Raw genomic sequence first — 13,443 nt, 5'->3', positions numbered from 1 at the left:
ACCGCCAGTCAGTTGCCTGGAACACTTCGCCCTGGCTGGCAACCTAACGTTCACCAGCTTATGAAAAGGAGATCACCATGCCCGTACGTATCGAAAACCAGACCTGTTACTTCAAGATCAACGACGAGGGCCAGGAACAGAGCCTGCCGGCAAGCGCGGTAACCGTCAGTACAGATATCCCAAAAGCCATGTCCTACGTCGATCTGGACGGCAATCGCGTCTACATCACTGAACAGGAAGCCGATGCACTCACCGTGGCCGGCGCTACCGATGGGCGCCGGCACAAGAAGGCCACCGAACCTGGTTCGGCGATTTAATTGATCTGTATCAGCAGGCGATGGAATCCGCTGCACCTCAGGCGGTACGGGGTGCAGCACAATGTCGCAGGCGCCGTCCGCCACTGCATCTGATCTGCCTTTTATCGCAATAGCTGAGTCTGTTATGCAAACAGCTCGGCGCTCATAGTTCATCGGCCTGATGGAGGCTGATGAGCGAACGACCATGAGCGAACGAATCCCTACCGTGGAAACCTTTGAGCCACTGCACCCACAGAAGGTGAAGGCCAAATCCAGCGACACTCTGATCCATACCCGCAGTTTCACTGGACTGTTTCGCACCTTGCGCGTGGCCGGTGCAGGCTTTCTGTTCCTGGCGTTTTTCGGCACCGTGTGGCTGAACTGGGGCGGCCGCCAGGCAGTGCTATGGGACTTGGCCGACAGCAAGTTCCACATTTTTGGCGCCACCTTCTGGCCCCAGGACTTCATCCTGCTCTCGGCGCTGCTGATCATCTGCGCCTTCGGCCTGTTTGCAATCACCGTGTTTGCCGGCCGCGTGTGGTGCGGCTACACCTGCCCCCAAAGCTCGTTCACCTGGCTGTTCATGTGGTGCGAAAAAGTCACCGAAGGCGAGCGCAACCAACGCATCAAACTGCAAGCCGCGCCCTGGAGCCTGAACAAGCTGGCCCGGCGCTCGGCCAAACACACGTTGTGGCTGGGCATCAGTGTGCTCACGGGCCTGACCTTTGTCGGCTACTTCACCCCCATCCGCCCACTGGCCACGGAACTGCTGACCTGGCAGATGGGCGGCGTCAGTCTGTTCTGGGTGCTGTTCTTCACAGCGGCCACCTATATCAACGCCGGCTGGTTGCGCGAAGCGGTGTGCATGCACATGTGCCCTTATGCACGCTTCCAGAGCGTGATGTTCGATAAAGACACCCTGACCGTCTCCTACGACAGCGCCCGTGGCGAGCGCCGTGGCCCGCGCAAACGCGAAGTCGCGCCGGCCGACGTCGGCCTGGGTGATTGCATTGACTGCCAACTGTGCGTACAGGTGTGCCCCACCGGGATCGACATCCGCGACGGCCTGCAAATGGAATGCATCGGCTGCGCGGCCTGTATCGACGCCTGCGATTCGATCATGGACAAAATGGGCTACGCCCGTGGCCTGGTGAGCTATACCAGCGAACATCAACTGCAAGGTGGCAAGCCCCATCTGCTACGGCCGCGCCTGATCGGCTACAGTGCGGTGCTGCTGGTGATGATTGCCGCGCTGGTGGTGGCCCTGGTGGAGCGGCCGATGGTGTCGCTGGACGTGACCAAGGACCGTGGCATGTTCCGCGAAAACGCCCGGGGCCAGATCGAAAACATCTACAGCCTCAAGGTCATCAACAAGACCCAGCAACGCCAGGACTACCGGGTGGCACTGGTGGATGCTGATGGCTTCCAGCTGCATGGCAAGACCGAGATCAGCCTGGCGCCGGGCGAAATCGTTGATCTGCCAGTGTCGGTAGCGTTATTGGCCGACACCCCGGCAAGCAGTTCCCAGCCCCTGCGGTTCAAGGTGACGGATGTTGACGAACCGTGGGTCTACATGGCCGCCGATAGCCGCTTTGTGGCGCCGTTGAACCGTTGAGGTCTACCTGGATAGAGCCCGCACAGTTTGCGCTGTGTGCATACTGAAAAACTGTTTAAGGCCCCCATGAAACGCTACGAAAAATTCGCCGACGACATTGCCGAACTGATCCGCTCCGGCGTCCTGGGGCCCGGCCAGCGCGTGCCATCGGTGCGCTACGCCAGCCAGACCTATGGCGTCAGCCCGTCCACGGTGTTCCAGGCTTATTACCTGCTGGAGCGCCGTGGCCTGATCCGCGCGCGGCCGCGTTCCGGCTACTTTGTCAACGCCCATGCGCCGAGCCCGTTTTCCGAGCCGGTGGCGAGCGAACAAGTGCATGAGTCCACCGAAGTGGACGTGAGCGAGTTGGTGTTCTCGGTGCTCGACTCGATCAAGGACCCCAACACCGTGCCCTTCGGCTCGGCGTTCCCCAGCCCCATGTTGTTCCCGCTGCCACGCCTGGCCCGCTCCCTGGCCAGCGCCAGCCGTGAGATGGACCCGCGCCTGGTGGTCACCGACATGTCGCCGGGCAACCCGCAACTGCGCCGGCAAATCGCCCTGCGGTATATGGTTGGCGGCCTGATGCTGCCCATGGAAGAACTGCTGATCACCAATGGCGCCCTGGAAGCGTTGAACCTGTGCCTGCAAGCCGTCACCGAACCGGGCGACCTGGTGGCCATCGAGGCCCCGGCATTCTATGCCTGCCTGCAAGTGCTGGAACGCTTGAAGCTCAAGGCGGTGGAGATCCCCGTGCACCCGCGTGACGGCATCGACCTCGGCGCGCTCGCGCAAAGCCTGGAGCGCTACCCGATCAAAGCCTGCTGGACCATGACCAGCTTCCAGAACCCGATGGGCGCCACTTTGCCGGAAGCGAAGAAACAGGCGCTGGTGGAACTGCTGCGCAGCCATCAGGTGCCGCTGATCGAGGACGATGTGTACGCCGAGTTGTATTACGGGCAACACGCGCCCAAACCGGCCAAGGCCTTCGACACCGAAGGCCTGGTGATGCACTGCGGCTCGTTTGCCAAGAGCCTGGCGCCCGGCTATCGCGTCGGTTGGGTGGCCGCCGGGCGCTATGCGCAAAAAGTCGAACGTTTGAAGCTGATGACGTCGCTCTGCCCCTCGATGCCGGCCCAGGCCGCGATTGCCGACTACCTGCAACATGGCGGCTATGATCGACACCTGCGCAAATTGCGCTATGCCTTGGAAGAACAACAAAGCGCCATGCTCGCCGCCATTGGTCGCTACTTCCCGGCGCAGACCCGCGTCAGCCAGCCGGCCGGGGGCTATTTCCTGTGGTTGGAATTACCCGAACAGACCGACTCCTTGAAGTTGTTCCAGATGGCCTTGGCCCAAGGCATCAGCATCGCGCCCGGCCCGATCTTCTCGGCGACCCAGCGCTTTCGCAACTGCATTCGCCTGAACTACGGCAGCCCGTGGACCGAAGCGTCGGAGAAGGCGATGGAAACGTTGGGGCGGATCGTGCGCTCGTTTTAAAGCATGCACCGCCAGGCCTGGCGCCAGTCATTCATCGGCCGCCCCCCAGATCGAGAAAAGTGCCAGTGGCATACGACGCCTTATCCGATAACAACCAGATAATCGCTTCAGCCACTTCATCCGGCCGGCCGCCACGGGCCATGGGGATGCCGGACTCCAGCTTGCTGACCCGGTCCGGGTCGCCGCTCAGGGCATGGAAGTCGGTAAAGATATAGCCGGGGCGTACCGCGTTGACGCGAATGCCCTCGCCCGCCACTTCTTTCGAGAGGCCGATGGTGAAGGTGTCGAGCGCGCCCTTGGACGCGGCGTAGTCGACGTATTCGCCCGGCGAACCGAGCCGCGCCGCCACCGACGACACGTTGACGATGCTGCCGCCCTGCCCGCCATGTTTGGGCGACATGCGCAACACCGCGTGCTTGGCGCACAGCATCGGCCCCAGCACATTGGTCCTGAGGATTTTCAGGATGCGAAATTCGGACATCTCATCGACCCGCGACTTGTGCGCCACGGTGCCAGCATTATTGACCAGCGCAGTGACGCGCCCCAACTCGCTATCGACGCGACGGAACAAGGCAACCACTTCATCTTCGATACTCACGTCCGCGCGTACGGTAATCGCCTGGGCCCCCAGGGCTTGTACCTGTGCGAGTACGCGGTGGGCCGACTCCTCGTCGGACTGGTAGTTGATGCAGATGCGATAGCCCTGCCGAGCGGCCAGCAATGCCGTCTCGGCGCCAATCCCCCCGGCTGCCCCCGGTGATGATGACGACTTTGTCCATGTGTGCGGTCTCCTGCTCCAACCTGATGTTCAGCGTTGGGTCCAAGAATACTCGTCACCTGCGGTTTTTGTCAGGCGCCTGCGCCTCTTTGGCGCACTGGGTGCGCGTACGCCTAGTCCTTGGCGCTGATTCGGGTTTGCCCATCCCAGCCGCCGCCTAATGCTGCGATCAGTTGCACACTGGCCACCAGGCGCGTCTGCAGCAGGGTCAGTACGCTGCGCTCATTGCTCAAGGCCGTCGCCTGTACCGTCACCACGTCCAGGTAGGCAATCAACCCGGCCTTGTATTGGTTCTGGGTCAAGCGCAGCGACTCACGCGCCGCCTCCAGCGCTTCATTGCTGACCGCCGCCTCGTCTTCCAGCACTTTGAGCTGGACCATGTAGTTTTCCACTTCACGGAAACCGTCCAGCACGGTCTGGCGGTACTTGGCCACGGTTTCGTCATAACTGGCCACGGTGCGGTCGACTTCCGCCGAACGCTGACCACCGTCGAACAGGGTCATGGCCAGTTTCGGCCCCACCGACCAGAAGCGGTTCGGCAGACTGATCCAGTCGGCATAGGTGCTGCTGGAATAGCCACCGGCCAGGCTCAGGCTCAGGTCCGGATAGTAGGCGGCCTTGGCCACGCCGATATTGGCGTTGGCGGCGATCACCGAGCGTTCGGCCGAGGCGATGTCCGGGCGACGCTCCAGCAGTTGCGACGGCAGGCTCACGGGAATCTGCGGCAAGGTCGGGATGCTGTCGCTCACGGCCAGGTTGAAGTTGGCCGGGGCCTCGCCGATCAACACGGCGATGGCGTTTTCCAGTTGGGCGCGCTGCCAGATCAGGTCGATCAGGCTGGCCTGGGTGGTCTTGAGCTGGGTTTGCGCCTGGGCCACCGCATCCTTGCCGGAAACGCCGGCACGGTACTGGTTTTCGGTCATTTGCAGGGAGCGCTGGTAGGTGTCCAGCGTGGCTTGCAGCAGGCGGGTCTGCTCGTCCATGACGCGCAGTTGCAGGTAGCTCTGCACCAGTTCCGACTGCTGGCTCAGGCGCATCGCCGCCAAGTCCGCCGAGCTGGCTTCGGCGCTGGCTTCATTGGCTTCCAGCCCCCGGCGCAATTTGCCCCAGATGTCGGCTTCCCAGCTCACGCCCAATTGCGCGTTGAGGGTGTTGCGGATACCGCTGCTGGTACTGCTGAGGCTCGCGTTGCTGCTGCCGGTGCCCTGGCTGGCGCGGGTTTTACCGGCGCTCAGGTCGACAGTGGGGTAAAACGCACCGCGCGAGCTGCGCACCAGGGCCTGGGCCTGGCGAAAACGCGCCTCGGCCTGCGCCACGGTCTGGTTGGCGTTATTCAGGCGCAGTACCAGGTCGTTGAGCTGGCGGTCGCCATACAGTTCCCACCAGGCACCACGGGCCAGCGAATCACTGGGTGCAGCCTGGCGCCAACCCTGGGCTTCCTTGAATTGCGCAGGTTCGACGACCTCGGGGCGTTTGTAATCCGGGCCCACGGCACAGGCGCTGAGCAGCACTGCCAAGCCCACTGTAGGAGCGAGCTTGCTCGCGAACGTCGTCCACGATAACGCGCCGAACCAGGCGATACGCGGGGCCTGTGCGTTTTTCGCCGGCAAGCCGGCGCCTACAGGGAACCGGTGTGCGTCGGCGTTCAGTGAATCGGTCATAGCGCAGTGTCCAGGGCAGCGTCGGTACGCACACCGCGCCAGGCATTGAAGCGATGGCGCGCGCGGTCGAGATAAAGGTAAACCACCGGAGTGGTGTAAAGGGTCAGGACCTGGCTGAACGCCAGGCCGCCAATGATGGTCAGGCCCAGCGGGCGACGCATTTCCGCGCCATCGCCGGAGCCGAGCAGCAAGGGCAAGGCGCCGAGGATGGCCGCCAGCGTGGTCATCAGGATCGGCCGCAACCGCAGCAGGCAGGCGCTGCGAATCGACTCCAAGGGCCCCATGCCGTCGTTGCGCTCCAGTTGCAGCGCCAGGTCGATCATCAGGATCGCGTTCTTTTTCACCACGCCGATCAGCAGGAACAGGCCCAGCAAGGAGATCAGGCTGAATTCGCCGCCCGTCAGGTAGATGGCAAGCATCGCGCCGACACCGGCCGACGGCAGGGTCGAGAGGATGGTCAGCGGGTGGATATAGCTCTCATACAAAATACCCAGCACCAGGTACACCGCCACCAGTGCACCGAGGATCATGAACGGCTGGCCTTTCTGTGTGGCGGCAAAGGCATCGGCGGTACCGGCCATCTTGGCGATCACGTCTTCCGGCAGCCCCACCTTGGCAATCGCCCGCTCGATCGCGGCAGTGCCCTGCTCCACCGTCACCCCAGGCGCCATGTCGAAGGCAATGTTTTCCGAGGCGAACTGGCCCTCATGGCTGACGCGGTCATCCGCCAGGCTGTTCTCATAGTGGGCGATGGTCGACAACGGCACTCGCGCACCGGTGGAGGTGATGACCTGCATCTGGTTGAGGGTGATCGGGTCCTGGGCGTATTTGGGGTTGACCTCCATCACCACCTGGTACTGGTTGAGGCTGTCGTAGATGGTGGAGATCTGCCGCTGGCTGTAGGCGTTGTTCAGCACCGCCGTGACCATGTTCATGTCGATGCCCAGGCGCTTGGCCTGGTCGCGGTCGACAATCAGCGTGACCTGCGCCGCCCCACGCCCCTCGCGGGCATCGATGGCGGTCAGCTCCGGCAGCTCGCGCAAGGCGGCCACCACTTTCGGGTACCACAGGCGCAGCGCGGCCAGATCGCCGCTTTGCAGGATGTAGGAATATTGCGCGCTGGTCTGGTCGCGGCTGCCGCCAAACTGCAGGTCCTGGTCGGCCATCAGGAACAGGCGCCCGCCCGGCACCAGCGGCACGTCCTTGCGCAGGCGCTCGATCACCGCTTGCGCCGAAATCTTGCGTTCGCTGATCGGTTTGAGGCGTACCAGCATCACCGCATTGTTGGTGCCGTTGTTGCCGCCGATAAAGCCGGCCACGCTGAGCACCGCCGGGTCGTTGAGCACGGCCTTGCGGAAGGTCTCCATCTTCGGCTGCATCACGCTGAACGACAGGCCGTCGTCACCGCGCACGAAACCGATCAATTGGCCGGTGTCCTGCTGGGGCATGAAGGTCTTGGGCACCACCACGTATAACGCTACGTTCATGCCGATGGTCAGCAACAGGCTGAGCAAGGTCAGGCGCTTATGACGCAGCACCCAGTCCAGGCTGGTGGCGTAGCCGGCGACCATTCGGTCGTTGATCTTCTGGCTCCAGCGTTGCAGGCCGGTCAGTTGGCCTTTGACATGGGGCTTGAGCCAACGGGCACAGAGCATCGGGGTCAAGGTCAGCGAAACGATCAGCGACACGATGATCGCCACCGACAAGGTGATGGAAAACTCGCGGAACAGGCTGGTGACGATGCCGCCCATAAACAGGATGGACAGGAACACCGCCACCAGCGACACGTTCATCGACAGCAAGGTAAAGCCGACTTCCTCGGCGCCCAGGTACGCCGCCTTCATCGGCGGCACGCCCTCGTCGATATGCCGGGAAATGTTCTCCAGCACCACGATGGCGTCGTCCACCACCAGGCCGGTGGCCAGGATCAACGCCATCAGCGAAAAGTTGTTCAACGAAAAGCCGTACAGGTACATCACCGCGAAAGTGCCCACCAGCGACACCGGCACCGCCAGGGTGGGAATCAGCGAGGCACGGAAGTTACCGAGGAACAGGTAGACCACCAGAATCACCAGGCCCACGGCGATCAGCAAGGTCATCTCGGCTTCGTGCAGGGTCGCGGTAATCACCGGCGAGCGGTCCATGGCCAGGCTCAGCTTGACGCTGGACGGCAGCACCGCCTGCAACGCCGGCAATTGCGCCTTGATCTGGCGGACGGTCTCGATGATGTTGGCGCCGGATTGGCGGTTGATCACCAGCAGCACCGCCGAATCATTGTTGAAAAAGCCACTGTTGTAGCGGTCTTCGACGCCATCGCTGATCTTCGCCACATCCGACAGGCGCAGCGCGGCACCGTTCTGGTAGCGAATCAGCAGTGGCTCGTAGTCCTTGGCTTTTTCCAGTTGGTCGTTGGCCTGGATCTGCCAGTTGCGCTCGCTGTCTTCCAGTGACCCTTTGGGCCGGCGCTGGTTGGCATTGGCGATGGTGTTGCGCACATCGTCGAGGGCCACGCCGTACTGGTCGAGCGCCTTGGGTTCCAGTTCGATGCGCACCGCCGGCAGGGAGCTGCCACCGATCTGCACTTCCCCCACGCCCGGCACCTGGGACAGGCTTTGCGAGAGAATGGTCGAGGCCAGGTCGTAGAGCTGGCCCTTCTGCAACACGTCCGAGGTCAGCGACAGCACCATGACCGGCGCCTGGGACGGGTTGATCTTCTTATAGGTGGGCATGCTGCGCATGCCGCTGGGCAGCAGGTTGCGCGAGGCGTTGATCGCCGCTTGCACCTCCCGCGCCGCGCCGTTGATATCGCGGTCGGAATCGAAAGCCAGGATCACCCGGGTGGAGCCCTGGCTCGACGAACTGCTCATGGTGGTGATGCCGGCAATCGAACCGAAGGAGCGTTCCAGCGGCGTGGCCACCGTCGATGCCATCACCTCGGGGCTCGCACCAGGCAGGCTGGCCGAGACCACGATCACCGGGAAGTCGATCTGCGGCAGCGGCGACACCGGCAGCAGGTTGAAGCTCACACCACCGAGCAACATTATTGCCAGGCTCAAGAGCATGGTTGCTACGGGTCGACGGATAAACGGTCCAGACAGATTCATGGGGGAGAGCTCCAAGCGGCAAGCTTCAAGCGACAAGCTAAAGCCATGCGTCGCACCCGCTTTTCTCTTGCCGCTTGAAACTTGCCGCTTGCAACTGCGTTCACCGCGCCCATTACACCACTTCCTTGACGTCAGACTTGCGCAAGCGGCGTCCCAACCTATCGAAAGCCAGGTAAATAACGGGCGTGGTGAACAGCGTCAACACCTGGCTGACCAGCAAGCCGCCGACCATCACCAGGCCCAGGGGCTGGCGCAATTCCGCGCCGGAGCCGCTGGCCAGCATCAACGGCACCGCGCCGAACAAGGCCGCCAGGGTAGTCATCAGGATCGGCCGGAAGCGCAGCAGCGCGGCCTGGTAGATCGCGGTCTGCGGGTCGAGGCCCTGGTTGCGTTCAGCGTCGAGGGCGAAGTCGATCATCATGATCGCGTTCTTTTTGACGATACCGATCAGCAGGATGATGCCGATGATCGCGATCATGCCCAGGTCATTGCCGCTGAGCAGCAGCGCCAGCAACGCGCCCACCGCCGCCGACGGCAAGGTCGAGAGGATGGTGATCGGGTGGATATAACTCTCGTACAGCACGCCCAGCACGATGTACATGGTGACCACCGCCGCCAGGATCAGCAGCAAGGTACTCGACAGCGACGCTTCGAACGCCTGCGCCGCGCCCTGGAACTGGGTCTGCACGCCAATCGGCATGCCGATGGCTTTCTGGGTCTGGTTGATCAGTTCTACGCCCTTGCCCAGCGCGACGCCTGGGGCCAGGTTGAACGACATCATCACTGCCGGGAACTGGCCGATATGGGCGATGGCCAACTGCGCCTGACGCTGCTCCACATGGGCCAGGCTGGACAAACGCACCTGGCCGCCGTCGGTGGTTTTCACATAAATCTGGTTCAGCGCCTCCGGGCCCAGGGTTTCGCCGGACTGGGCCTGCAATACCACACGGTACTGGCTGGCCTGGGTGTAGATCGTCGAGATCTGCCGCTGGCCGAAGGCATCGTACAGCGCGTCGGTGATGGTCGACACGCTGACGCCCAGGCGCGAAGCCGCATCGCGGTCGATCACCAGGTACACCTGCAGGCCCTTGTCCTGCAGGTCGCTGGCGACGTCGGTGAGTTCCGGCGACTGGCTGAGGGCGTGGACCAGCTTGTCGCTCCACAGCGCCAGCAGCTCGGCGTCCGGCGAAGACATGCTGAACTGGTATTGGGTGCGGCTTACACGATCCTCAATGGTGAGGTCCTGCACCGGCTGCATGAACAGGCGGATGCCCACCAGCTTGTCGATCTGCGGCTGCAGGCGGGTGATCACCTCGGCCGCGCTCAAATCGCGCTGGCCGTGAGCCTTGAGGTTGATCAACAGGCGGCCGCTGTTGAGGGTGGCGTTGTCACCATCCACGCCGATATAGGAGGACAGGCTTTCCACCGCCGGGTCGGCGAGGATGATCTTCGCCAGTGCCTGCTGGCGCTGGCTCATGGCGGCAAACGAAATCGACTGCGGTGCCTCGGAAATGCCCTGGATCACGCCGGTGTCCTGCACCGGGAAAAACCCCTTGGGCACCACCAGGTACAGCACCACGGTAAGGCCCAGGGTGGCAATCGCCACCAGCAGGGTCAGCGGCTGGTGCTTGAGCACCCACTGCAACTTGCGCCCGTAGGCTGCGATCAGCCAGTCGATCCAGGCGCCGCTGGCCTTGTAGAAGCGGCTTTGTTCTTCTTCCTTGGGTTCGCGCTTGAGCAGCCGCGCGCACATCATCGGCGTCAGGGTCAGGGACACCACCAGGGAAATCAGGATCGCCACCGCCAGGGTGATGGCGAATTCGCGGAACAAACGCCCGACCACATCGGCCATGAACAGCAGCGGAATCAGTACGGCAATCAGCGACAGGGTCAGGGAAATCAGGGTGAAGCCGATCTGCTTGGCGCCCTTGAGCGCGGCGGCCAGCGGGGTTTCGCCCTCTTCGATATAACGGGAGATGTTCTCCAGCATCACGATGGCATCGTCCACCACGAACCCGGTGGCGATGGTCAGGGCCATCAGCGTCAGGTTGTTGATGGAGAACCCGGCCAGGTACATCACGCCAAAGGTGCCCACCAGCGACAGCGGCACGGCAATCGACGGAATGATCGTGGCGCTGACCCGGCGCAGGAACAGGAAGGTCACCATCACCACCAGGGCAATGGCGATCAGCAATTCGTGTTGCACATCCTTTACCGAGGCGCGAATGGTCTGGGTGCGGTCGGTGAGCACGGTGACGTCGAGGCCCGCCGGCAGGTTGTCGGTGATGCTCGGCAGCAGCGCCTTGATGCGGTCCACTACCTCGATCACGTTGGCCCCTGGCTGGCGCTGGATATTCAGCAGCACCGCCTGGTTTTGGTTGGCCCAGGCGGCAAGGCGTTCGTTTTCAGCACCGTCGACGATCTGCGCCACATCCTTAAGGCGCAGAGGCGCGCCGTTGTTGTAGGCCAGGATCAGCTCGGCGTATTGCTGGGGCGACACCAACTGGTCGTTGGCGTCGAGCATCGACACCCGCGTGGGGCCGTCGAAGTTGCCCTTGGGCTGGTTGACGTTCGACGCGGCGATCAAGGTGCGCACGTCCGACAGGTTCAAGCCGTTGGCCGCCAGGGCCTCGGGGTTGACCTTGATGCGCACGGCCTGGCGCTGGCCACCGGCGATGCTGACCATGCCGACACCGCTGATCTGCGCGATTTTCTGCGCCATGCGCGTGTCGACCAGGTCATTGAGCTTGGGCAACAGCATGGTCTTGGAGGTGATGGCCAGGGTCAGCACCGGGGTATCCGCCGGGTTGACCTTGTTGTACACCGGCGGTGCCGGCAAATCCTTGGGCAGCAGGTTGGTGGCGGCGTTGATCGCGGCCTGCACCTGCTGCTCGGCCACGTCCATATTGATGTCGAGGTTGAAACGCAGAGTCAGCACCGAGGCGCCGCCGGAACTGGTGGACGCCATCTGGGTCAGGCCGGGCATCTGTCCGAACTGGCGCTCCAGGGGCGCAGTGACCGCGCTGGTCATCACATCGGGGCTGGCGCCGGGGTACAGGGTCATCACCCGGATGGTCGGGTAGTCCACCTGGGGCAAGGCCGACACCGGCAGCAAGCGGTAAGCGATGATGCCGGCCAATACAATGGCCAGCATGCTCAGGGTGGTGGCGACCGGGCGAAGGATAAACAGCCGCGACAGGTTCATGAACCGACCTTTTGCGCCTTGCCGGCGGTGGTGCCGGTCTCCCCTTTCGCCGCAGGTTTGCCTTGCAGGTGTTCGGTCGGGGTGGTCGGTACTTCGCTGCTGTCGTTGACCACTTCGATTTCGCTGCCGTCCTTGAGGCGGTCGGTCCCTTCCAGCACCACCCGATCACCCGCGACCAGGCCCTCCTTGATCACGGTGTTATCGCCATCGGTGTCACCCACTACCAGAGGCTGGACCTTGACCTTCTTGTCGCCGTCGAGCTTGTAGACAAAGGTGCCGGCGTTGCCGAACTGGATGGCGGCGGACGGCGCCAGTACCACGTTGTGCAGGGTATCGGCGAGCAGGTGCACGTTGACGAACTGGTTGGGGAACAGCGCCTGGTCCTTGTTATCGAAACGCGCCTTGAATTTCAGGGTACCGGTGGTGACGTCGATCTGGTTGTCCAGACTCTGCAGCACGCCAACCGCCTGTTTTTTCACGTCGCCACGGTCCCAGGCCTCCACCGGCAGCTTGTTGCCGGCGTGGTAACGGGCCAGCACGGTGTCCAGGGTGTTTTCCGGCAGGGTGAAGGCCACGCTGATCGGCTGGGTCTGGGTGATCACCGCCAGGGCCGTGGTGTCGTTGGCAGCCACCAGGTTGCCGACGTCGAGTTGGCGCAAGCCGACACGACCGGCAATCGGGGCGCGGATCTTGGTGAACTCGAGGTTGAGCTTGGCGTCGTCCACCGCGCCCTGGTTGGTCTTGACCGTGCCCTGGTATTGCAGAACCAGCGCTTCGGCGGTGTCCAGGGTTTGCTTGGCGATACTGTCCTGGGCGTAAAGGCCGCGATACCGCTCCACATCGACCTGGGCATTCTTCAATTGAGCCTGGTTCTGCATCAGCGTGCCTTGGGCCTGGAGCAAGGCATTCTGGTAGCTGCGCGGGTCGATTTCGGCCAGCAGGTCACCGGCCTTGACCATCTGCCCCTCTTCAAAGGCAATCTTCACCAGCTCACCGCCCACCCGGCTGCGCACATTGATGGTGTTGAGCGCGGTGACCGTGCCCAACGCCTTGTAGTACACCGGGAACTCCCCCAACACCGCCGGCGCCACACGCACCGGCACCGGGCCGGTGGACCCGCCGAACCCTGGGCGCGCCATGCCGGTTTTACCGGTATGCCCGGCCGGTGCGTCTTTATGGGCTGCACCGCTTGGCCAGAATTTCCAGCACAGGCCGGCGATGACCAGCAGCACAAGCAGGCCGAACAGCCAGCGACGGGAGGTACGGGGGGAGGATTGCATGGAGTGATCAACCATTGGGCGCGAGCGC

At 63.0% G+C, this 13,443-nt stretch carries 7 protein-coding genes and 1 pseudogene; 3 read left to right on the top strand and 5 right to left on the bottom strand.

The window, feature by feature from the left end; all coding sequences use genetic code 11:
• Nucleotides 1–77: 77 nt before the first annotated feature.
• The 3 genes from AB4O05_RS17190 to mapR all read left to right on the top strand — a co-directional run bounded on the left by AB4O05_RS17190 (nt 78) and on the right by mapR (nt 3,387).
• Nucleotides 78–317 carry a DUF3203 family protein gene (locus AB4O05_RS17190; protein ID WP_460136439.1) on the top strand — a complete coding sequence of 80 codons (240 nt, stop codon included), beginning with the start codon at nt 78–80 and terminating at the stop codon, nt 315–317.
• Nucleotides 318–501: 184 nt separating this feature from the next.
• Nucleotides 502–1,911, top strand: a complete 1,410-nt coding sequence (gene ccoG, locus AB4O05_RS17185; protein WP_460136441.1) for a cytochrome c oxidase accessory protein CcoG — start codon at nt 502–504, stop codon at nt 1,909–1,911.
• Between the two features lie 66 nt (nt 1,912–1,977).
• A complete protein-coding gene (mapR, locus tag AB4O05_RS17180) occupies nt 1,978–3,387 on the top strand; it encodes a GntR family transcriptional regulator MpaR (RefSeq protein WP_460136442.1) in 1,410 nt (469 codons plus the stop codon).
• A gap of 31 nt (nt 3,388–3,418) precedes the next feature.
• Here the strand turns inward: mapR and AB4O05_RS17175 are convergent.
• From AB4O05_RS17175 to AB4O05_RS17155, 5 genes and pseudogenes are all read right to left on the bottom strand, one after another.
• A pseudogene (locus AB4O05_RS17175) lies at nt 3,419–4,166 on the bottom strand (SDR family oxidoreductase).
• A 112-nt stretch (nt 4,167–4,278) separates the two neighbouring features.
• Nucleotides 4,279–5,826 carry an efflux transporter outer membrane subunit gene (locus AB4O05_RS17170; protein ID WP_460136446.1) on the bottom strand — a complete coding sequence of 516 codons (1,548 nt, stop codon included), beginning with the start codon at nt 5,824–5,826 and terminating at the stop codon, nt 4,279–4,281.
• Nucleotides 5,823–8,930 (bottom strand): efflux RND transporter permease subunit, encoded by a 3,108-nt coding sequence (locus tag AB4O05_RS17165; protein ID WP_460136447.1) that lies wholly within the window; start codon nt 8,928–8,930, stop codon nt 5,823–5,825. Before AB4O05_RS17165 ends, AB4O05_RS17170 begins: the two co-directional genes overlap by 4 nt.
• Nucleotides 8,931–9,042: 112 nt before the next feature.
• Complete coding sequence (locus tag AB4O05_RS17160; RefSeq protein ID WP_460164760.1) at nt 9,043–12,135, bottom strand: MdtB/MuxB family multidrug efflux RND transporter permease subunit; 3,093 nt, start codon at nt 12,133–12,135, stop codon at nt 9,043–9,045.
• On the bottom strand, nt 12,132–13,430 hold the full coding sequence (locus AB4O05_RS17155; protein ID WP_460136449.1) for an MdtA/MuxA family multidrug efflux RND transporter periplasmic adaptor subunit: 1,299 nt from the start codon (nt 13,428–13,430) through the stop codon (nt 12,132–12,134). The genes AB4O05_RS17160 and AB4O05_RS17155 overlap by 4 nt, the downstream gene beginning before the upstream one ends.
• Nucleotides 13,431–13,443 lie beyond the last annotated feature (13 nt).

Source organism: Pseudomonas sp. S1_G07, from assembly GCF_054668565.1.
Note: the sequence above shows the minus strand (reverse complement) of the source record. Positions and strands in the feature narration are given on the sequence as shown.

Coding starts and splice junctions, on each gene's coding strand:
- AB4O05_RS17190 (WP_460136439.1), top strand. CDS start 78: ATGCCCGTACGTATCGAAAACCAGACCTGTTACTTCAAGATCAACGAC.
- ccoG (WP_460136441.1), top strand. CDS start 502: ATGAGCGAACGAATCCCTACCGTGGAAACCTTTGAGCCACTGCACCCA.
- mapR (WP_460136442.1), top strand. CDS start 1,978: ATGAAACGCTACGAAAAATTCGCCGACGACATTGCCGAACTGATCCGC.
- AB4O05_RS17170 (WP_460136446.1), bottom strand. CDS start 5,826: ATGACCGATTCACTGAACGCCGACGCACACCGGTTCCCTGTAGGCGCC.
- AB4O05_RS17165 (WP_460136447.1), bottom strand. CDS start 8,930: ATGAATCTGTCTGGACCGTTTATCCGTCGACCCGTAGCAACCATGCTC.
- AB4O05_RS17160 (WP_460164760.1), bottom strand. CDS start 12,135: ATGAACCTGTCGCGGCTGTTTATCCTTCGCCCGGTCGCCACCACCCTG.
- AB4O05_RS17155 (WP_460136449.1), bottom strand. CDS start 13,430: ATGGTTGATCACTCCATGCAATCCTCCCCCCGTACCTCCCGTCGCTGG.